The 21,472-nt window shown below is 67.3% G+C and carries 16 protein-coding genes and 1 tRNA gene; 4 read left to right on the top strand and 13 right to left on the bottom strand.

Annotation, left to right across the window (positions count from 1 at the left end; genetic code table 11):
* Positions 1-39: 39 nt before the first annotated feature.
* The 4 genes from CG50_RS09975 to lipB all read right to left on the bottom strand — a co-directional run bounded on the left by CG50_RS09975 (position 40) and on the right by lipB (position 3,937).
* Entirely contained in the window at positions 40-1,098 is a 1,059-nt protein-coding gene (locus CG50_RS09975) for an ABC transporter substrate-binding protein (RefSeq protein ID WP_245615680.1), read from the bottom strand.
* Positions 1,099-1,385: 287 nt separating this feature from the next.
* Positions 1,386-2,642 (bottom strand): cbb3-type cytochrome c oxidase subunit I, encoded by a 1,257-nt coding sequence (locus tag CG50_RS09980; RefSeq protein WP_036637691.1) that lies wholly within the window; start codon positions 2,640-2,642, stop codon positions 1,386-1,388.
* Between the two features lie 45 nt (positions 2,643-2,687).
* A complete protein-coding gene (locus CG50_RS09985; protein WP_338048272.1) occupies positions 2,688-3,230 on the bottom strand; it encodes a c-type cytochrome in 543 nt (180 codons plus the stop codon).
* 8 nt (positions 3,231-3,238) lie between these two features.
* A complete protein-coding gene (gene lipB / locus CG50_RS09990; protein ID WP_275452232.1) occupies positions 3,239-3,937 on the bottom strand; it encodes a lipoyl(octanoyl) transferase LipB in 699 nt (232 codons plus the stop codon).
* Positions 3,938-4,121: 184 nt separating this feature from the next.
* Between lipB and CG50_RS09995 the strand changes: the two genes are divergently transcribed.
* A tRNA-Leu gene (locus tag CG50_RS09995) sits at positions 4,122-4,208 on the top strand.
* 134 nt (positions 4,209-4,342) lie between these two features.
* On the opposite strand, the gene CG50_RS10000 is transcribed toward CG50_RS09995, so the two are convergent.
* Together CG50_RS10000 and CG50_RS10005 are read right to left on the bottom strand one after the other, a co-directional pair.
* Entirely contained in the window at positions 4,343-4,987 is a 645-nt protein-coding gene (locus tag CG50_RS10000) for a response regulator transcription factor (protein WP_036637703.1), read from the bottom strand.
* Positions 4,984-7,365, bottom strand: a complete 2,382-nt coding sequence (locus tag CG50_RS10005; protein ID WP_051909864.1) for a sensor histidine kinase — start codon at positions 7,363-7,365, stop codon at positions 4,984-4,986. Before CG50_RS10005 ends, CG50_RS10000 begins: the two co-directional genes overlap by 4 nt.
* Before the next feature lie 532 nt (positions 7,366-7,897).
* Here CG50_RS10005 and CG50_RS10010 point away from each other — a divergent pair.
* Complete coding sequence (locus tag CG50_RS10010; protein WP_036637705.1) at positions 7,898-8,176, top strand: FeoA family protein; 279 nt, start codon at positions 7,898-7,900, stop codon at positions 8,174-8,176.
* Positions 8,173-10,068, top strand: coding sequence for a ferrous iron transporter B (gene feoB, locus CG50_RS10015; RefSeq protein ID WP_051909866.1), 1,896 nt, complete (start codon positions 8,173-8,175; stop codon positions 10,066-10,068). Before CG50_RS10010 ends, feoB begins: the two co-directional genes overlap by 4 nt.
* A gap of 19 nt (positions 10,069-10,087) precedes the next feature.
* Here the strand turns inward: feoB and rodA are convergent, their stop codons facing one another.
* The 7 genes from rodA to CG50_RS10050 all read right to left on the bottom strand — a co-directional run bounded on the left by rodA (position 10,088) and on the right by CG50_RS10050 (position 19,434).
* Positions 10,088-11,227 (bottom strand): rod shape-determining protein RodA, encoded by a 1,140-nt coding sequence (gene rodA / locus CG50_RS10020; protein WP_036637707.1) that lies wholly within the window; start codon positions 11,225-11,227, stop codon positions 10,088-10,090.
* A 14-nt stretch (positions 11,228-11,241) separates the two neighbouring features.
* Positions 11,242-13,191 carry a penicillin-binding protein 2 gene (gene mrdA, locus CG50_RS10025; protein WP_036637709.1) on the bottom strand — a complete coding sequence of 650 codons (1,950 nt, stop codon included), beginning with the start codon at positions 13,189-13,191 and terminating at the stop codon, positions 11,242-11,244.
* A gap of 10 nt (positions 13,192-13,201) precedes the next feature.
* The gene (locus CG50_RS10030) at positions 13,202-13,738 is read right to left on the bottom strand and encodes a hypothetical protein (protein ID WP_036637710.1); all 537 of its coding nucleotides are present in this window, start codon (positions 13,736-13,738) and stop codon (positions 13,202-13,204) included.
* Positions 13,731-14,621 (bottom strand): rod shape-determining protein MreC, encoded by an 891-nt coding sequence (mreC, locus tag CG50_RS10035; protein WP_036637712.1) that lies wholly within the window; start codon positions 14,619-14,621, stop codon positions 13,731-13,733. The genes CG50_RS10030 and mreC overlap by 8 nt, the downstream gene beginning before the upstream one ends.
* Positions 14,622-14,658: 37 nt before the next feature.
* Positions 14,659-15,696 (bottom strand): rod shape-determining protein, encoded by a 1,038-nt coding sequence (locus CG50_RS10040; RefSeq protein ID WP_036637714.1) that lies wholly within the window; start codon positions 15,694-15,696, stop codon positions 14,659-14,661.
* 321 nt (positions 15,697-16,017) lie between these two features.
* Positions 16,018-17,577, bottom strand: coding sequence for a 2-isopropylmalate synthase (locus tag CG50_RS10045; protein WP_036637716.1), 1,560 nt, complete (start codon positions 17,575-17,577; stop codon positions 16,018-16,020).
* 384 nt (positions 17,578-17,961) lie between these two features.
* Positions 17,962-19,434 carry an MORN repeat-containing protein gene (locus tag CG50_RS10050; protein WP_036637718.1) on the bottom strand — a complete coding sequence of 491 codons (1,473 nt, stop codon included), beginning with the start codon at positions 19,432-19,434 and terminating at the stop codon, positions 17,962-17,964.
* Positions 19,435-19,616: 182 nt separating this feature from the next.
* Here CG50_RS10050 and CG50_RS10055 point away from each other — a divergent pair, with 182 nt between their 5' ends.
* The gene (locus CG50_RS10055) at positions 19,617-21,275 is read left to right on the top strand and encodes an NAD+ synthase (protein WP_036637720.1); all 1,659 of its coding nucleotides are present in this window, start codon (positions 19,617-19,619) and stop codon (positions 21,273-21,275) included.
* The last annotated feature ends 197 nt before the right edge of the window (positions 21,276-21,472 follow it).

The following is a 21,472-nucleotide window of genomic DNA, read 5'->3' on the forward strand; positions in this document are numbered from 1 at the left end:
AGAGGGCCGGGCGCATCCGCGCCCCGCCCGGTGTCGGTCTTACTGGACGTTCGCGCCCACGACCTTGTCCCAGCCGGCGGTGACTGCGGCCTTGTTGTCGCCCTGTTCGGCGATGGTCGGGAAATAGGCGGCGGCGTAGTTCTCGGCCGGCGGCAGAGCCTTCAGCAGCGCCTCCGGAACCTTGCCGGCCTTCGACATCGCGTTGAAGCGCGCCGGGTGGCAATAGCCCTTCAGCCAGAGGTTCTGCCCCTCGTCCGAATACAGGTATTCCATCCACAGCTTGGCGGCGTTCGGATGCGGCGCATAGGCCGAGATCGCCTGCACGTAGACACCGGCGAGAACGCCCGACTTCGGCACCACCACTTCGACCGGCGGGTTGCCCTTGAGCGTGTCACGCGCGGCGAGCGCGTTGTAGTCCCACATCACCACGATCGGCGTCGCACCCTGCGCGAGCGTGCCGGCCTTGCCGATGGTGGGGACGAAATTGCCCGCTTCGTTCAGCTTCTTGAAGTAGCCGAGGCCCTTCTCGCCCGATTCGGTGCCGGCCTTGGCGCCTTCCGACAGACCCGAGGCGAGAACCGCCAGAATCGCCTGGTTCGAGGCGCGCGGATCGCCCGCCAGCGCCACCTGACCGGCGTAGTCCTTGCCGAGCAGATCGCTCCAGTCGGTCGGAACCTTGTCGACGAGGTCCTTGTTCACCATGAACGACATCACGCCGTAATAGTCGCCATACCAGTAGCCGTCGGCATCCTTCACCGCGTCCGGGATCTCGGCCCAGGTCGAGACCTTGTAGGGCTGGACGAGCTTTTCTTCCTTGGCCTGCGGACCGAAGGCGAGGCCGACGTCGATCACGTCGGGCGCCTGCGGGCCGGTGTTGCCCTTGTTGGCGCGAATCGCTTCCAGCTCGTCGGCCGAGCCCGCGTCGGGGTTCAGTTCGTTCACCGAGATGCCCGGATATTTCGCCTTGAAGCCGTCGATCACCGCGCCATAGCCGCACCAGTCATGGGGCAGCGCGATGGTGGTCAGCATCCCTTCCTTCTTGGCCGCCGCTTCCAGAGCGGCCATGTCCTCGGCCTGCACCATGGCGGTCGTCATCATCAGGACGGTCGCCCCGACGATGCCCTTGGTGAACCAGCGCATCGGGTTCGTGTTCATGTGGTCTCTCCCCAGTTTCGGAAGTCAGGGCCCGGAATGGGCACCAGCAGCACCTAGGCCCGTTTGGTGACAGTTTCGCGACAGCCGGGCCGGTGTGTTCTTGTTCCTGATCGGTGGGGCAAGGCTTGCCGCTTTTCGCCGGCTTTGCAACATCTCTGTCACCGAAGCGTCACGTCTCCCGGCCGGAGTGCCCAAGATTTGGGCCGGCTCAGGACGCGACCGAACCGGGCTCAGCGCGTCCGGGCGCCGGCAAGGCGCAGTGTCAGCGGCACGGCCAGCGCCGCCCCGGCAAGGCACAGCAGCGCGCCGGCCGTGGTCATCCGCCCGAGACCGAAGATCTCGGCCGTCAGCAACAGCACCGCCCCCGCCGCCATCAGCGCGAACTGCCCCCGGCCGAGGCGCCCCGCCGCCGGCCCGAGCCGCGCATTGAGCACCGCCATCACCGCGAAAGCCGCGCCGAGGCCGATCGTCTGGTGCATCAGCCCGGTGACCTCGCGCCCGGCAAGCGCCAGCGCGACGGTGCCGGTCAGCCCCGCGGCCATCAGCAGGGTCAGAGCGACGCTCCAGCCCGATCTGGGCCCGTGGCGCAGACTGCTCAGCGCGGCCAACAGCACCGCGAGCACCGGTCCGCCGATGCACAACGCCCCGAGCCAGGGTGCCAGCGCATCGGGTCCGAGCCCTTCCGAAAACAGCCGCCCCGCCCAGACGAAGAACCCGATCCCCGTCGCCGCCAGCATCGTCGCCGCAACGGTGCGACGCCCGGCGAGGGGGCGGCCGGTCTCCGCCTCGATCCCCTGCGCGGCAAGGCCGAGCGCAGGCAGCACCACCATCAGGATCGCCGGATGGCCGAACACCCAGCCGAGGCCCGGTTGCGTCACCGGCCCACCGAGATGCGCAATGGCCGCCGCCAGCACCGGCATCGACATCAGCACCATCGCATTCGCCGAGAGCAGCGCCCAGCCGAGCACGGGCATCTCGCTCAGCCGTCGGTCGGGGGCGCGATGGGTCAGGATCGAGGTGATCGCGACCGCCGCCAACCCCAGCATGGCGATGCCGCTCAGATGCAGCGCGAACGAGCCGAGGGTCGTCGCGGTGGCGCTTTCCACCGCGGCTCCGGGGACCGCCAGGGCTGCGAGCGCAAGCGCCGTCGCCAGTCCCTGCAGTGCCGCCGCCGCCACGGCCAGGCGCGGGAAGGCGATGTCGCGCGTGCCGAGGATCCCCGGCAGCACCAGCATCCCGATGCCGCCGATCAGCGCCGGGATCGCGGCGAAGAACAGCATGACCAGCCCGTGCGCCGTCACCAGCGCCTGCCAGGGCGCGGTGTCGAGGGGCCGGCTCAGCGCGACGACCCGCATATATCCGGTCAGCGCGCCGCCCGCGGTGCCCGCCAACGCCGCCGCGCACAGCGTCATGACGCCCGCGAGGCGCGCGCCGCCGCGGGTCAGGGCACGTGTGCCGCCATGTTGCCGGAGCTGTGAGTCGTGCATTCGGGATCTCCTGCGCCGCGGCAGGGTGTCGCACCTGCCCGGTTTTCAGGGCTGTCTAGCGTCAGAGCCGGCCTCGGGCAACTGTTTCGCGCCGTCGGGGAGCGTGTCGGGGGGCGCGTCTGGCGCAGGACCGGCGCCGGCGGCGGGCACCCCGGCGGGCGGGGCGACGCTCGCCAGATAGGCCGCGACATCGGCGCCGCCCGAGGGCAGCTGGAACGCCATCTTCGCCGGGCCCGATCCGCCATGCGCGTCGATGAAGGCGGTGGGGTTGCGCACGTATTCGGCGATCAGTGCCTCGGACCAGACAAGCCCGGCTTCGCCCGCCTGCTTCACGCCCGCGCTGTAAGCAAAGCCCGGATAGGTGCCGGCGGTGCGCCCGACCACGCCGTAAAGGTTCGGTCCGACCTTGCCACCACGCATCACCGCCGTGCCGTCGGGCGCGGTGATCGAGTGACAGGCCTTGCAGCGGGTGAACAGCCGCTCTCCGGCGTCGACATCGCCAGAGGGGGCGGCCGGGTCCGCCGGTGCGGCGCCCGGCATCAGGGCCAGAAGCAGTGCGGCGGCGAGGTGGCGGGGCGCGGTCGTCATCCGGGCGCTCAGGCGGCGAAGGGGGTGCCGGCGGCGGGCTCGGGGCCGAAGAACCGCTCGTAAGTGCGCATCAGCGCCGCGTCGACGTCTTCGAGCGTCACCGGCAGCCCGAGGTCGACCAGACTGGTCACCCCGTGGTCGCGGATGCCGCAGGGCACGATTCCGGCAAAATGGCTCAGGTCCGGTTCGACGTTGATCGACAGGCCGTGATAACTGACCCAGTGCCGCATCTTGACGCCGATGGCGGCGATCTTGTCCTCGGCGACAGAGCCGTCGGCACCGAGCGGACGTTCCGGGCGGGTGACCCAGACACCGACGCGGCCGTCGCGGATCTCGCCGCGGACGTTGAATTCGGCGAGCGCCGCGATCACCCAGCCCTCCATCGCCTGCACGAAGCGGCGCACGTCCTTGCCGTGGCGGTTGAGGTCGAGCATCGCGTAGACCACGCGCTGGCCCGGGCCGTGATAGGTATACTGGCCGCCGCGGCGTGCCTGATAGACCGGAAACCGGTCGGGCCAGAGCAGATCCTCGCGGTGCGCCGAGGTGCCGGCGGTGTAAAGCGGGGGATGTTCGAGCAGCCAGATCGCTTCGTCCGCTTCGCCACGGGCGATGGCGTCGACCCGCGCCTCCATGAAGGCGAGGGCCTCGTCATAGGGAACGGGCGCGTCGGAATGGATCCATTCGGGCATGGCTGGCTCCTTCTTCATCGGCAGGGCGGGCGTCATCGGCGGCGCACAGTATCGGGATCGGGGTAGGGGCAAAGGCGGTGCGGCTCAAGCCGAAACCGCGGGTGGCGGTGGGGTCCCGGACCGAAAAATTGCATCCCGGTGAAAAATCCGCTTTTCATTCCCGAAAGCCTCGGATACATCGCGCTTCACCAAGCCAAGATATGCGGTCGTGGCGGAATTGGTAGACGCGCAGCGTTGAGGTCGCTGTGGGGTAACTCCCGTGGAAGTTCGAGTCTTCTCGACCGCACCATTCAAAAAGCCCCTGTGAACAAGGCATTGCCGGTTCACAGGGGCTTTTGGCTTTTACGGCCCGCGGTTTTTCTGGGGGGCGGTTCTTTCTGAGGGATTGCGCTTCCGACCTCCGCGGCGGGCCGCGGACCGGCCTCAGCCGCGCTGGCGGGCGAGGTCGATCAGCTCGGCCACGGAGCGCACGCCGAGTTTTTCCAGGATGCGTGCGCGATGATGGTCGACGGTGCGCGGGCTGATGCCCAGATGGCGGCCCACCTCCTTGCTGGAGCTTTCCGAGGGGCTTTCGATCATCCGCTCGACGATCTCCATCTCGCGTGCGGTCAGCCGCGAGAACCGTTCGGCCAGGGCGCGGTCGGCGGCATTGCGCAGACGCCGTTCGGCCGCAATCTCGCAGGCGGCCTGGATGCGCTCGATCAGCACCGGCTGACGGAACGGCTTTTCCAGAAAGTCGATGGCGCCGCCTTTCATCGCCTGCACCGATTCGGGCACGCCGCCGTGGCCGGTGATGAAGACGATAGGCGGCGCCGCACCGCGGGCGTTCAGCTCGCATTGCAGTTCCAGCCCGTTCATCCCGGGCATTCCGTAATCGAGAATCAGGCAGTCGAATCGCAGCGGCATGTCGGTGCCGAGGAAAGCGGCGGCCGAGGCGAATGTCTCGACCTCGAAACCGCGCAGTCGCAAGGCGCGCGACAGCGAACTGCGGATGTCGTCGTCGTCGTCGACGAGGGCAAGGACCGGCGCCGCGGTTTCCGGTTCGCCCGATGGTGCGGGTTGCGTCATGCAACGTCCTCCGTGGATGGGGCCGGTCGCGGGGGGATCGCCTCCGCGCCTTCCGGTCCGGACCCGGCCGGTTCCGCGACCGGCAGGGTGAAACTGAACCTCGCGCCGCCGCCGGGAAGCGATTCGTGCCACAGCCGGCCGCCATTCGCCTCGACGATCGAGCGGCAGATCGACAGTCCGAGGCCCATTCCGTCGCGTTTCGTGGTTTCGAACTGGGCGAACAGATCGAGGTTCGCCGGCACGCCCGGGCCGGTGTCGCTGACCGAGACCTCGACGGTCGGCCCCATGCGCCTGGCCGAGAGGGTGATGCGCCGCTCTGCCCCGGGGGCGGCGGCGATGGCCTCGATGGCGTTGCGCATCAGGTTGACCAGAACCTGCGCGACATGAACGCGGTTGGCATGGACCGGCGGCAGCCGGCCGATGGTCTGGCGCACGGTGACGCGGGCTTCGGAGGCTTCGGCCTGGATCAGGCGGCAGGTCTGTTCGGCCAGCGGCCCGAGGTCGAGCGCGCTGCGGCCCGCGTCGTCCTTGCGGATGAAAGAGCGCAGCGCGCGGATGATGTCGCCCGCGCGCAGCGACTGCGATTCGATTTCGTCGAGGATCTGTTGCAATTCGGCGGTATCGACGGGGGTCGCATCGAGGATCATCCGCGCCGTATCGGCATTCTGTGCAATTGCCGTCAGCGGCTGGTTCAGCTCGTGGGCGAGGCCCGAGGCCATCTGCCCCATCGTATTGCCGCGCGCCAGATGCGACAGATCCCGGTTCAGCCGGTCGATCTGCATCTGCTGGGCGCGGGCCTGGGTCACATCGTCCATGGTGATGACGCCGTGTTCGGGCACGCCGTCCTGGCCGCGCACCACGATCAGGTTCAGCCGCACCCGGATGGTCACGCCATCCTTGCGGATGCAGGGCAGGTCCTCGATTTCGGGGAACTCCTCCTGCCGGGTATGGCCGTCCGGGGCGAGGGCGGCGCGTTCGGCCGGCGGCAGCAGGTCAAGGAAGCTCATCGTGGACAGCTCCTGCGCGGAATAGCCGGTGATCGCGCAGAACCTGGCATTGACGCGCAGGAAGCGGCAGGTGGCGGGCTCGATCTGAGCCATGCCGCGCACCGATTTGTCGAAGGTCTGGCCGTATTCCCACTCGGTCTTGCGCCGTTCGCTGATCTGTTGCAGCAGCGCGCTGTTGGCCTTTTCCAGCTCCTTGTAAGTTTTCGGAGCCGGCTCGGCCGGGTCGAGCGCACCTTGCGACAGCTGTGCCGAACGCGCCGCAAAATCCCGCACGGGGCGGTGGATGTAATCGGCCAGTCCCAGCCCGATCAGAGCGGTGATCGCCGCCACCGCCGCCGCGATCCAGATGTTGGTGGCGCGGTTTTGCCGGATGACATTGGTGAAGTCGTCCTCGGGGGCATAGACGGCGATGGTCCAGGGCAGCTGATCGTTGATCTTGGGCATGACCACGGCGACGTAGGTGCGCTTGTCATAGGTCAGGCTTCCCATCACCGGCTTGGTGATCGCGGCGACCTTGCCCGTTGCGAACAGCGGCCCGAAGGCGGCGCGCGCGATCGGGTCGCTGAATTCGCCGATCTTGACGAAGCGCAGCGTGCCGTCGTCGTTCTCGGTCTTGATCAGCGAGGGCGTGGGATGTGCGATCACGTCGCCATTGTCATGGATGATCAGGGCCTTGCCGGTTTCGCCGATCTTCAGATGCGAGAGGAACTCCGAGATGTTGGAAATCTCGATATCGACGCCCATCACGCCGCGCACGCCTCCCCAGGCGTCCAGAACCGGGGCCGCCAGGGTGATGCCGGGCTGTTGCGACGAGAAGAAGATATAGGGATCGGTCCAGATCGTTGCGCGTTCGGCACTGGCACGGATGTACCAGGGACGGGTGCGCGGATCGTAGAGATCGCTTGGGTCGCTTTCGCGCAGCACCACGTTGTAGCTGTCGTCGCGCCAGATCAGCTCGGTGTGGCGCTGCCCGTCGCGGAAGGTGATGATCTTGGTGCGGAACGGTGCCGGTCCCTTCGCGCGCATCACATAGACGAAGCTGCCGTCGCGCGCGCCATAATATAGCCCCGAGAACTGCGTGGCGATCTGCAGTTGCTGAAACAGCAACTGTTCGAGAAGTGCGGGATCGTCACTGGCCACGACGTCGTTTTGCGCCAGCCGCGCCGCCAGCACGGCCGCGCCATGCGCCGGCATCAGGAAGCTTTTCGAATGCTCGATGGTGTTGTTGCCGACATCGCGCAGCAAGTCGCGCGCATGATCGAGCAGCGCCCTCTCCGAGCTGACATAGGACGAGAACACCACGATCAGCACGGCAATGAACTGCAGCCCGGCCAGACCGAGCGCCAGCAGCGCTCCGAGGGATCTCTTCATCGCGGGGCTTCCTGTTTCGGGCGGAAGAGCCTGCCCTGGACGAACAGGCGGGCGGGGCTCGGTTTTGGTGTGCTTCTATCGGGTGGCGTCGCGAGGGGCAAATCCCGCCGGTGGGCAACCTTGCCTAGGTAATGTTGCGAATTTCGCCGGATGGCAAGTTGCGGCATGACAGAGAGGTAATCGCGGGGCGCGGGCCGTTTCGGCCGGTCCGGCGGTTTGGGCCGTTGTTTGGCCTGAGTGGTGTCGTCACGAGTGAGGCCGTTCGCGGCCATGTGTGCGGACGTCGCAACGGTCGCGAGAGATCCCCCGTCCGGCGTCCGCAAGTCGTTTGTTTCGTCAGTGGTGCCGGCAGGTTTGCCCCGGCGGGCCCCGGGTCCGCCGGGGGCAGGTGTGCCGCATCGCCCGGAGGGTATCCTCTGTGGCCGGATCTATCTTGACTTTTTTTGTGGGAAACTATCATCTGCCCCGAAGCCCGGGGCAGGTTCGCCTGTGTCATCGGCTGTGCGGATCTGGCCAGGGACACCTAAGCGGAATGGATCACACGAGTTTCGGCGACATGTGCCTCGGCCAGGCGGGGCGGGATTTTCAGGGTGTGGTGCGCGCGATCGCCGTGGACGATGCCTTCTGTGCCATGCCGCCCGCCGAGATGGAGCGTCGCCTGATCGAGCTTGGTTTCGTCGAGGGGGCGCATGTGAGGCTGTTGCACGAAGGCCCGTTCGGTCGCGATCCGATCGCCGTCCGGGTCAACGGCGCCACCGTGGCGCTGCGCCGGCGCGAGGCTATGGCCATTCACGTGATCGAAACAAGATGACAGATATTCAGAGTGCCGGCGATGGGGCCGGGACCGCCCCCGTGCCGCGACTGGCGCTGGTGGGGGCGCCGAACTGCGGCAAGACGGCGCTGTTCAACGCGCTGACCGGCAGCCGCCAGAAGGTCGGCAATTACGCGGGCGTCACGGTCGAGCGCAAGGTTGGGTCGGCCATCACGCCGGCCGGACGGCGCGTCGACATCGTGGACCTGCCCGGCACCTATTCGCTGCGCGCCCGCAGCCCGGACGAGGAAGTGACGCGCGATGTTGTCCTCGGCCGGCACCGGGCGGAGCCCGCGCCCGATCTGTTGCTGGTGGTGGCCGATTCAGTCTCGCCGCAATCGGGACTGCGGCTGGCGATGGAGCTGCGCAAGGTCGGCCGGCCGATGATTCTCGTGATGAACATGATCGACATCGCCCGTCATCGCGGCATCGGCATCGACATCGCCGGGATGGCGCGCCTCATCGGCGTGCCGGTGGTGGCCGCGACCGCGGTGCGCCGTGGCGGGCAGGATGAGCTGTGGCGCGCGCTCGATGCCGCGCTTGCCGAGGGGCTGGCTGCGCCCGGCCTGAACCGCTGGGCCGAGCCCGACGGGGCGGAGCTGCGCCGCATCCACCGCGAGGTCTCGGGGCTGATCGCGGCGACGGTGACCGAACCCGCGCGTCCCGACACCCGGACGGCCCGCATCGACGCGGTGCTGCTGCACCCGGTCTGGGGGCTGGCGGTGCTGCTCGGGCTGATGTTCGCGATGTTCCAGGCGGTGTTTACCGGCGCGGCGCCGGTCATGGATCTGATCGGTTCGGCCTTTGACGGGCTTGGCGCGCTGGCCGGGCAGGCGCTGCCCAGGGGGCTGCTGCTCAGCTTCATCCAGGACGCGGTGATCGCGGGCGTGGGCGGGGTGGTGGTGTTCCTGCCGCAGATCCTGATCCTGTTCCTGTTCATCCTGTTGCTTGAAGACCTCGGTTACATGGCGCGGGCGGCTTTCCTGATGGACCGGATCATGGGCGGGGCGGGGCTGCACGGCCGCGCCTTCATTCCGCTGCTGTCGAGCTTCGCCTGCGCGATCCCGGGCATCATGTCGGCGCGGGTGATCGACAGCCGGCGCGACCGGCTGACCACGATCCTCGTCGCGCCGCTGATGACCTGCTCGGCGCGCATTCCGGTCTATACGCTGATCATCTCGGCTTTCATCCCGGCGCGGCGGGTGGCGGGGGTGTTCGATCTGCGCGGTCTGGTGATGTTCGGCCTTTATGCCGCCGGGATCGCCGCGGCGCTCGGCGTGTCCTTCGTGGCGAAGCGGCTGTTCTGGCGCGACCGGCCAGCCCCGCCGTTCATGCTGGAACTGCCCGACTACAAGATGCCGCGGCTGCGCGATGTCGCCATCGGGCTGATGGCGCGGGCGAAGATGTTCCTCAAGCGCGCGGGCACCACGATCTTCGCGATGACGGTGCTGATCTGGGTGCTGGCGACGCTGCCGCGCCCGCCCGACGGCGCGACCGAGCCCGCCATCGCCTACAGTTTCGCCGCGATCATCGGCCACTGGATCGAGCCGCTGATGGCCCCCATCGGTTTCAACTGGCAGATCTGCATGGCGCTGGTGCCGGGGATGGCGGCGCGCGAGGTGGCGGTCTCGGCGCTCGGCACGGTCTATGCGATCCAGGGCGACGAGGGCGCGCTCGGTCACAGCCTCTCGACGCACTGGAGCCTCGCGACTGCGCTGTCGTTCCTCGCCTGGTATGTGTTCGCGCCGCAATGCGTCTCGACGCTCGCTGTGATCCGGCGCGAGGCGGGCGGGGCGCGCTGGATGTGGCTGACCTTCGGCTACATGTTCGCGCTGGCCTATGCTGCGTCCTTCGTCGTCTACAACGTGGCGGTCGCGCTCGGCTGGGGCTGAGCGCGGTTTTCGGATCCGGTCACCTTGGCCGGTGCACGTTCGCGCTTTGCACCAGCCCGAAGGCGCCGAGGATGATCATCATCGCCGTGCCGCCATAGCTGACCAGCGGAAGCGGCACGCCCACGACCGGCATCAGCCCCATCACCATCGCCATGTTGATCGAGAAGTAGAAGAAGAACGTCCCCGCGATGCCCAGTGTCAGCAGGCTGGAAAACCGGTCCTTGTTCACCAGCGCGGCATAGATCGAGAAGGCGATGATTCCGGCGTAAAGCATCAGCAGCGTGAACGCGCCGACGAAGCCGAACTCCTCGGCCAGCGTGGTGAAGATGAAGTCGGTGTGCTTCTCGGGCAGGAAGTTCAGCCGGCTTTGCGTGCCCTGCATGTAGCCGCGCCCCGACCACCCGCCCGAGCCGAGCGCGATCTGCGCCTGCATGATGTTGTAGCCCGCCCCGAGCGGATCCTGCCCCGGGTCCATGAAGGTGTCGATGCGCTTGTATTGGTAGTCGTGCAGCAGCTGCCAGTCGGTGCCGCGGCTGTCCATCACCACGAAGACCAGCCCCACCACCAGCGCGATCACCGTGCCGAAATACCACAGGCTGACGCCGGCCGCGAACATCACGAAGCCGCCGCCCAGCACCAGCATCACCGCGGTGCCGAGGTCGGGCTGTTTCAGCACCAGCGCCGTCGGCAGCAAGATCAGCACCACCGGGATCATCACCCACAGCGGGCGCGAGACCTTCTCGACCGGCAGCCAGTCGTAATAGGCGGCAAGCAGCATCACCATGGCGATCTTCATCAGCTCGGAGGGTTGCAGGCGCAGCGGTCCGATCTCCAGCCAGCGTTGCGCCCCCATGCCGATCGCGCCGATCAGGTCCACCGCCAGCAGCAGCACCGCCGCCACCAGATAGGCCACCCCCGAGATGTTGCGCCAGAACCAGATCGGGGTGAAGCCGATGGCGACCATCAGGATCATCCCGACGGCATAGCGCTTCATCTGCGGATCGGCCCAGGGTTCGAGGCTGCCGCCCGCGACCGAATACAGCATCAGGAACCCGAAGCCGCACACCGCCGACAGCAGCACGATCAGCGGATAGTTCAGATACAGCACCTTGCGGATGCCGGTCGGAACGGTCTTGAGGCTGTGTTGCAGGTAGCTCATCGCGCGTCCTCCTCTCAGGCCCGGCTGCGTCCGGGACCGGACGGGGTGTCGGGGTCCATCAGGTCGAGGGCGTCGAACCGCTTCTTCGCTTCGGCACGCTGATCGGCCGGATAGGCATCCATCGGCGGCACCCCGCCCGCCAGCGCGAACAGCATGATGTCGCGCGCGATGGGCGCCGCGGCCGAGGCACCGCCGCCGCCATGCTCGACGATCAGACTGACGGCATATTTCGGATTGTCGACCGGGGCATAGCACACGAACAGGCCATGATCGCGATATTTCCACGGCAGCGCCGAGTTGGCGATCACGCCGCGCTCGCGCTCTGCGGCCGAGATGTTGCGCACCTGCGCCGAGCCGGTCTTGCCCGCCATCTTCCAGTCCGAGCGCACGATCTTCGACTTGCCGGCGGTGGCATGGCTGCCGTTGACCACCGCGGTCATGCCGCGCCGCACCTGTTCCAGCATCGCGTTCGGGATGCCCAGAGGTTTCGGCGACGGGTATTTCTCCTCGACCCCATCGCGCGAACGGATCAGCCGCGGCTGGATCGCCAGCCCCGAGGCCGCGCGCGAGGTCATCACCGCCAGATGCAGCGGCGAGGCCAGCACATAGCCCTGTCCGATCGAGGCGTTCACCGTATCGCCGATCAGCCAGGGCTTGCCGTAGCGCTGCTGTTTCCAGTCCTTGGTCGGCACGAGCCCCTCGGCCACCGCCGACATCGGCAGATCGTGCTTGACGCCCACGCCCATGCGGTGCGCCATCTCGGCGAGCTTGTCGACGCCGATCCGGCTGATGACCTCGTAGAAGAACACGTCGCAGGACTGTTCGAGCGCACCTTGCAGGTTCACCCGGCCGTGGCCCGAATGTTTCCAGCAGTGGAACTTGCGGCCGGCGACCTCGTAATAGCCCGGGCAATAGACGGTATCGTCGGGGCCGATGGCACCGTTCGAGAGCGCGGCGAGCGCGCTGACCACCTTGAAGGTGGAGCCCGGCGGATAAAGACCCTGCACCGTCTTGTCGGCGAGCGGGCGGTGATCGTTCTCGGTCAGCGCCTTGTATTCAGGCACGGTGATGCCGCGCACGAACATGTTCGGGTCGTAAGACGGATCCGAGGCGATGGCGAGGATGTCGCCGTTCGTCACGTCCATCACCACGGTCGCCGCGGATTCGCCCTTCAGCCGCTGATGGGCGAAGTTCTGCAACCGCGCATCGAGGGTCAGCTGCAGGTTCGCGCCCGGTTCGCCCTCGCGCCGGTCGATCTCGCGCATCTCGCGGCCGGCGGCGTTGACCTCGACCCGGCGCTGACCGGCCTTGCCGCGCAGCGCGTCTTCCATCTTGTTCTCGACGCCGGTCTTGCCGATCTGGAACTTCGGGATGCGCAGCAGGGGATCGGGGTTCTCGATCTGGCCGAGGTCGTAATCCGACACCGCGCCGACATAGCCCATCACATGGGCGAAGTCATAGGCGTGCGGATAGATCCGCGACAGGCCGACCTCGGGCTGCACGCCGGGCAGGGCAGGGGTGTTGACGTTGATGCGCGAGAATTCCTCCCACCCGAGCCGCTCGGCCACCAGAACCGGGGCATGGGGCGGCTGGCGGCGAATCTCGGTCTGGATGTCGGCGATCTGCGCATCGCTGAGCGGGATCAGCGCGCGGATGTCGGACAGCACCTTGTCGGTGTCGCCGGCGTCCTCGCGGGTGATGGTGACGCGATAGTTCTGTTCGTTGCCGGCGAGCAGCATCCCGTTGCGGTCATAGATCAGCCCGCGCGGCGGCGCGATCAGCCGGATCTTGACCGAGTTGCCCTCGGCCATCATGCGATACTCGTCGGCATGTTCGAGCTGCATCTCGCGCATCCGCATCCCGAGAACGGCGACGATGGCCGTCTGCGCCGCGCCCAGCATCAACGCCCGGCGCGTGACCGAGGAGCGCCCGGCCTGCGAATTGATCTGCGAGGTCGTCTTCATCGCCGCCCCCTTACGCGCCGTGCCGCACGGCCGATTCGCCCGGTGCGGGCCGGCGCAGCCCGAAGGCAAGCTCCGACAGCGCCACGACGAAAGGATAGGCGACCAGCGTCATCAGCCAGCGCAGCATCTCGGGGCCGAGGCCGGGTTGCTCGATCATCACGAGGCCGAGGATCAGCCGGTTTCCCAGCAGCATCGTCAGCGTCACCGCGCCCACCAGCGCGATCTCGACCGGCAAGGGCATGTGCCGGCCCGGCCGCACCCGGGCGCGCAGGAACTCGGTTCCGCCCAGCATCGCCAGCGTCCACAGCCCGACCGGGCGCCAGTAGATCAGATCCTCGAACAGGAACACCGCGACGATCAGCAGCGCCGGCACGTAATCGGGGCGGCGCATCAGCCACACGAAGGTGAAGGCCACCATCAGATCGGGCCCCGGAATGCCGCCCGGTGCCGGGTTCACCGGCAACAGGCGCAGGAAAGTCGTGAGCGCGGCGATGGCGGCGAAGATCGCGTAATGGCCAAGTCGCCGCGCGCTCCTCGGATCAACCATTGGGGCCTCCGGCGGCACGCGGAACCGGGCCGTTCGGAGTGATGAGCGGGCCGACGTCGCGCAGCGCCTCGGCCGGATGCGAGCGCAGCACCCGCAGATAATCGAGCCGCCCGTAATCGGCCGAGAGCCGCACCCGGAACCGCCGGTCCTGGCCCTGCAGCACCTGTCCGACGAGCATCCCCGAGGGGAACACCCCGCCGTCGCCCGAGCTGACCACCCGGTCGCCCGGACGGATCTGATCGGGGTTCTCGATGAAATCGAGCGTCGGGTAGGGCGAGTTGTCGCCGGTCAGGATGGCGCGCTGGCCCGAGGGCTGGATCGTCACCGGAACGCGGCTCGACGGGTCGGTCAGCAGCAGCACCCGGCTGGTGCTGTCTCCGACGCCCGAGATCCGCCCGACGAGGCCCAGACCGTCCATCGTCGCCCAGCCGTCGACGATGCCGTCGCGCGAACCGACGTTGAGCAGCACCGACTGCCGGAAGGGCGAGCCCGAATCCGCCAGCACCTCGCCCGAGACCGAGGTCAGCTTCGGATCGAGCCGCACCTGATTGAGCGCCAGGAGCTTGGCGTTCTGCTGTTCCAGCTGAACCGCGGACTCCTTCCACGACTTCATCTGTTGCAGCTCGCGGCGCAGTTCCTGGTTCTGTTCGTAAATGCGGGCGTAGGACTGGAAGCCCTCCGCCATCGCGAGAGTCTTGGTCACCGGCACCATCGCCCAGTCAAAGGTGGGCACGAAGCGGTCGAGGAAGGCTTCGCGGAACCGCTCTACGCGGGGATTGTCGATGCGCCAGACAAGGAAGGTCGCTACAAGGCACAGCGCCAGAATCGCGACAGCGATCCGGCGCAGGGGGCCTGCGTAATCCTCGTCTCTGTTGTTGGCCACGTTCGCCTCCGGGTAAGGGTCCGGCCGGACCCCGGCCTCAGCTGTCGTAGTCGATCACATGGCGCAGCTGCTTCTCGTATTCCAGAGCCTTGCCGGTGCCGAGCGCCACACAATTCAGCGACTGCTCCGCGACCGAGATCGACAGCCCGGTCTGTTCGCGCAGCGCCAGATCCAGATCGCCCAGAAGCGCGCCGCCACCCGTCAGCATCACGCCGCGGTCGACGATGTCGGCGGCCAGATCGGGCGGGGTGGCTTCCAGCGCCTGCATCACCGCGTCGCAGATCTGCTGCACGGGTTCCGACAGCGCCTCGGCCATCTGCGCCTGGTTGATCTCGACTTCCTTCGGGACGCCGTTCAGCAGGTCGCGGCCGCGCACCATCAGCGAGGCGCCGCGCCCGTCGTCGGGCATGCGCGCGGTGCCGATGGTGGTCTTGATCCGCTCGGCGGTGGATTCGCCCACCAGCAGGTTCTGGTTGCGGCGCAGATAGGAGATGATCGCCTCATCCATCCGGTCGCCGCCGACGCGGACCGAGCGCGCATAGACGATGTCGCCGAGCGAGAGCACCGCCACCTCGGTGGTGCCGCCGCCGATGTCCACCACCATCGAGCCGGTGGGGTCGGTGATCGGCATGCCCGCGCCGATCGCCGCGGCGATCGGTTCGGCGATCAGCCCGGCGCGGCGCGCGCCGGCCGAAAGCACCGACTGCCGGATCGCGCGTTTCTCGACCGGCGTCGCGCCATGGGGCACGCAGACGATGATCTTCGGCTTCGACAGGGTCGAGCGCTTGTGCACCTTGCGGATGAAATGCTTGATCATTTCCTCGGCCGAGTCGAAATCGGCGATGACGCCGTCGCGCATCGGGCGGATCGCCTCGATCGAGCCGGGGGTGCGGCCGAGCATCAGCTTCGCATCCTCGCCGACCGCGAGAACCTGCTTCTTGCCGTCCTTCACGTGATAGGCGACCACCGAGGGTTCGTTCAGCACGATCCCCTTGCCCTTCATGTAGACGAGCGTGTTCGCCGTCCCGAGGTCAATCGCCATGTCCGAGGAAAAGATTCCGCCAAAGCCTGCCATTTTCGGTTCCCGATGCAATAAATGCCGCGACTCGGCAGAGAGCGGCCTTTGCGCCCATATAGGCAAAGGAAACCCTCGGTGAAAGATCATTTCATGACGCTCTGCGGTCTTTCGCCGAGCTTTGTCGGAATGCATTCACATTTGCGACTTTTCTATAATATTTCAGCGTCTTTTGCCGACAATAATTTCCATTTTTCAATATTTCACGAAGCCGTGTCGAAAAGCGCCGGAATCCCGTGAAAATCCGGCGGAAAGCGGAAGGGGCGGCCCGTCGCCGGGCCGCCCCCTGATGTCAACTCCCGTGGGAGGGTTTCCGGGGGCTCACTCCTTGAAGCTGACCTGCTTCATGTCGGCGTCGGGCGCGGTCTTCTGGCTGCGCACCCGCAGACGGTTCAGCGCGCCGACATAGGCCTTGACCGAGGCGAGGATCGTGTCGGTGTCGGCGGCCGAGCCGGTGACGATGCGACCGTCTTCCTCCAGCCGGACGCTGACCGTGGCCTGCGCGTCGGTGCCCTGCGTCACCGCCTGCACCTGATAGACCTTCAGCCGTGCGTTGGTCGGATATATCGCCTTGACCGCCTTGAAGCAGGCATCGACCGGCCCGTCGCCCGGAACGCGGGCGCTCTTCTCGACGCCGTCGACGGTCATCTTCAGCTCGGCTTCCTGACCGTCCGAACCGCAGGTGACGCGCAGCCACTTGACCTGCAGGTAGTCGTTTTCGGTGTTCGCGGCCGAGTCCGACATCAGCGCGATCAGATCCTCGTCGTAGATCTCCTTCTTGCGGTCGGCGAGCGCCTTGAACCGCACGAAGACGTCGTTCAGCTGGTTGTCGGCCAGATCGAAGCCCAGATCCTTCAGCTTCGAGCGCAGCGCCGCGCGGCCCGAATGCTTGCCCATCGCGATGTTGGTTTCGGTGATGCCGATGTCGGCGGGCTTCATGATCTCGAAGGTCTCGACGTTCTTCAGCACGCCGTCCTGATGGATGCCGGATTCGTGCAGGAAGGCGTTCTTGCCGACGATGGCCTTGTTGAACTGCACCGGGAAGCCCGAGACCTGCGCGACGCGGCGCGACAGGTTCATGATCTTCGTGGTGTCGATGCCGGTGGTGTAGGGCATCAGGTCGCGGCGCACCTTCATCGCCATCACGACTTCCTCGAGCGCGGTGTTGCCGGCGCGCTCGCCCAGACCGTTGATGGTGCATTCGATCTGGCGCGCCCCCGCGGCGACGGCCGCCAGCGCGTTCGCCGTCGCCATGCCGAGGTCATTGTGGCAATGGGTCGCGAAGACGATCTCGTCGGCGCCCGGCACCTTCTCCAGCAGCATCCGGATGATGTCGGCCGATTCCTGCGGCAGCGTGTAGCCGACGGTATCGGGGATGTTGATCGTGGTGGCGCCGGCCTTGATCGCGGTCTCGACGACGCGGCACAGATAGTCGCGCTCGGTGCGGATGGCGTCCATCGCCGACCATTGCACGTCCTCGCACAGGTTGCGGGCGTGGGTCACGGTCTGCTGGATGCGCTCGATCATCTGCTCCTGATCGAGGTTGGTGATGCCGCGGTGGCTCGGCGAGGTGCCGATGAAGGTGTGGATACGCGGCTTCGGCGCATGTTTCACCGCTTCCCAGCAGCGGTCGATGTCCTTGAAATTGGCGCGCGACAGGCCGCAGATCACCGAGTTCTTCGCGTTCTTCGCGATGTCCGAGACCGCCTCGAAATCGCCTTCCGAGGCGATTGGGAAGCCGGCTTCGATGATGTCCACGCCCATCTCGTCGAGGGCCTGGGCGATCTCCAGCTTCTCGTCATGGGTCATGGTGGCGCCGGGCGACTGCTCGCCGTCACGCAGGGTGGTGTCGAAAATCAGGACGCGGGTGTTATCGGTCATTTGGGGATCTCTTCGTCTCAGCAGGTCTTGGAGGGATGCCGGCGGCCGCGGTCGCGGGCTGCCGGTTCGGTCGGGCGCTGGACATCTCTGAGCGGTCGCGCCCGGGGGCACGCTCAGAGAAGGCTAAGAAGAAGGAGGCCACGGACGGAGAGGCCAGAGGCAGAGGCCCCGGCGATCAGCGTCGATATGTCATGCGTCCGTGTCATGGCGGCGACTATAGCGGGCAGGAAGCGAAAGAAAAGCCTTAATTTATGGCAGTTTTGCTTACCTTTGAGGGGGTTCCGGCGAAAGGGGAAGGGAGGGGCGCTGCCCCTCTTCGCGGCAAGCCGCGAATTCACCCCGGGATATTTGGGGAAAGCCGAAAAAGAGAAGGGGGGTCGGGGGTCAGGGAAGGGCGGTTTCAGGGAGCTGCGGCGTGGGCGTGCCAAGGGGAGGCTTTTTCGACGAGGCGTCGGTGTCGGGCTGGGTGAGCGCGTCTGCGGTCCAGATGCCCGCCGCGATGGCGCCGCGGCGGCTGCGCAGTGTGCCCTGACCGTTGCGCCGGCCGGCGGCGAAACTGCCCTCGTAATTGTCGCCGTTGGCGTAATGCGCCTTGCCTTCGCCCTGCATCCGGCCGGCGAGCCAGCTGCCCTCGTAGCGGAAGCCGTTGCGCATGGTGAAGATGCCCGTGCCCGAGGGCAGGCCGGCGACGAAGCCGCCTTCGTAGCTGCTGCCGTCGGGGAAGGCGATGCGGCCCTGACCCTCGCGCCGGCCATCGACCCAATCGCCGTCATAGACCGTGCCGTCGGAGGCGGTCATCTTGCCCGGACCGTTCATCCGCCCGTGGGCGAAGCTGCCCTCGTAGGTCTGGCCCGAGGGGTAATGCGCGCTGCCGCTGCCCTCGATCGTGCCCTGCGACCAGCTGCCCTGATAGGAGGAGCCGTCCTTGTAGGTGATGCGGCCGGCGCCGTCGGGCTGATCGTTGCGAAAGCCGCCCTCGTAGACGGTGCCGTCGGGGTAGGTGGCGCGGCCCTGGCCCTCGACATGGCCGTCGATCCAGTCGCCATCGTAGCTGTAGCCGTCGGCGCCGCGGAACACGCCCCGGCCCTGACGCCGGTCGGCGACGAAGCCGCCCTCGTAGCTGTCGCCATTGGCATAGTCGAGCCGTCCGGTGCCGTCGCGCTTGCCGTCTTTCATGCCGCCCCGGTAGCTGTCGCCGTCGGGCTGGACGAGATGGCCGGTGCCGGTCATCTGCCCGTCGCGCCAGTCGCCCTCGTAGACGAGGCCGTCGGGCATGGTCATCCGGCCTTTGCCCGCCCGTTTGCCGCCCTGCATCTCGCCTTCGTAGGTTGATCCGTCGGGATAGCTGATCCGGACCCGGCCCTGCGGCTGGCCCTGCGACCAGTCGCCTTCGCAGCGATAGCCGTCGGGGCGGCTGAGCACGCCCTGACCGTCGCGTGTGCCATTGGCGAAGCGGCCGGTGTAGCTGGTGCCGTCGGCAAGGCGCAGCGTGCCCGCGCCGGTCATCTGGCCCGCGACCCAGCTGCCGTCATAGCTGCTGCCGTCGGCGAAGACGATGCGGCCCTGGCCATCGGGTTTGCCGGCGCTGAAATTGCCCTCGTAGATCGCGCCGTTCGGGTATTTCGCCCGCCCCGGCCCCTGCATCGTCCCGTTCACCCATTCGCCGTCGTATTCGAAGCCCGAGGGCAGCCGGTAGCTGCCGTGTCCGTCCTGCTTGCCGTCGCGGAAGCTGCCTTCGTAAAGGCCGCCGTTGTCGTATTGCTTGGTCACGACCTCCTGCGCGGTGCTGCTCCAGCCGATCAGCACCCCGATCAGTCCGAGCCCAAGCCCCAGACCGTAATGTCGCGTCCCTGTCATGCTCTTTCCTGCCCGGCCTGTCCTGCGCCCCGCGGGGCCGGCGGGTGACTCGGGCCGGGCGCAGGGTGGCGCGACCCTAGGGGGAGGCGATGCCCGAGGCAACCCGGCCCCGATCCGGCGCGAAGTCTTTCTTCGCGCGGCCGGGCGCGCTACATCAGGGGCAGACGACAAGGGAGCCCCCGATGGCCGACAGATTCCGCCTTACCCTCGCTCAGCTCAACCCGACGGTTGGGGCGATCGCCGCGAATGCCGAGCGTGCCTTCGAGGCCTGGCAGCAGGGGCGCGAGGCCGGCGCGGATTTCGTGGCGCTGCCCGAGATGTTCCTGACCGGCTATCAGACGCAGGATCTGGTGCTGAAACCCGCTTTCGTGGCCGAGGCGATGGCGGCGATGGAGACGCTCGCCGCGCGCACGGCGGATGGCCCGGCGCTTGGCATCGGTGGGCCGTTTCACGATGCGGGCGGGCATTACAACGCCTGGTGGGTGCTGAAGGACGGCGCGGTCGCGTGCCGCATCCTCAAGCACGATCTGCCGCATGACGAGGTGTTCGACGAATACCGGCTGTTCGACAGCGGTCCGGTCTCTGGCCCTTACCGCATCGGGCCGCTGCGCATCGGCTCGCCGATCTGCGAGGACGCCTGGCACCCCGAGGTCGCCGAGACGCTGGTCGAGACCGGGGCCGAGATCCTGCTGGTGCCGAACGGCTCGCCCTATGCGCGGGCGAAGCAGGACGTGCGGATGAATGTCTGTGTCGCGCGGGTGATCGAGACCGGGCTGCCGCTGGTCTATCTCAACCTCGTGGGCGGGCAGGACGATCAGGTCTTCGACGGGGCGAGCTTCGCGCTCAATCCGCATGGCGAGCTGGCGTTGCAGATGCCGGCCTTCGAGGAAAGCCTCGTGCATCTCGATTTCGAGGCGGGGGCGGAGGGCTGGCGCGCGGTGCCGGGCGCGCTGGTGGCGCAGCCCGACGAGTGGGAGCAGGACTATCACGCGATGGTGCTGGCGACGCGCGACTATCTGACGAAATCGGGCTTCGGCAAGGTAGTGCTGGGGCTGTCGGGGGGCATCGATTCGGCGCTGGTCGCTGCGATCGCGGCCGATGCCATCGGGGCGGGGAACGTGCATTGCATCATGCTGCCCTCGCGCCATACCTCGCAAGGCTCGCTCGACGATGCGGCGGAACTCGCGCATCGGCTCGGCGCGCGGCTCGATACCGTGGAGATCGAGGGGCCGCGTGCCGCGACCGGGGCGGCGCTCGCCCATATGATGGCAGAGGGGATGCCCGGGATCGCGGCCGAGAACATCCAGTCGCGGTTGCGCGGCGTTTTGCTGATGGCGGTGTCGAACAGCACCGGCGAGATGCTGCTGACCACCGGCAACAAGTCCGAGATGGCGGTGGGCTATTGCACGATCTACGGCGACATGAACGGCGGCTACAATCCGATCAAGGATCTTTACAAGACCCGGGTGTTCGAGACCTGCCGCTGGCGCAATGCCCATCACCGGCCCTGGATGCTGGCGCCGGCGGGCGAGATCATCCCGGTCGCGATCATCGACAAGCCGCCCTCGGCGGAGCTGCGCGACAACCAGACCGATCAGGACAGCCTGCCGCCCTACGAGATCCTCGATGCGATCCTCGAGCGCCTCGTCGAGGGCGAGCAGTCGGTGGCGGAGATCGTCGCCGCAGGGTTTGAGCGCGCCACCGTCAAACGCGTCGAGCATCTGCTCTATATCTCGGAGTGGAAACGCTTCCAGTCGGCACCGGGGCCCAAGTTGACGCGGCGCGCGTTCTGGCTCGACCGCCGTTACCCGATCGTCAACCGCTGGCGCGACGGCACCTGAGGAGGGGGCTCTGCCCCCGCCCTTCGGGCTCCCCCGGGATATTTTCGGAAAGATGAATGCAAAAGCGCGCTCTCCCTTTCGATTCGCCGCAAATATCCCGGGGGTGAGGGCCGAAAGGCCCGAGGGGGCAGAGCCCCCTCTGTGCTACTCTTTGCGGGGCAGGGCTCCCCCTTTCCGTTCGCCGTCTTCCCTTGCGC

Origin of the sequence: Paenirhodobacter enshiensis, from assembly GCF_000740785.1 — a bacterium.
Classification (GTDB): Bacteria; Pseudomonadota; Alphaproteobacteria; order Rhodobacterales; family Rhodobacteraceae; genus Rhodobacter; species Rhodobacter enshiensis.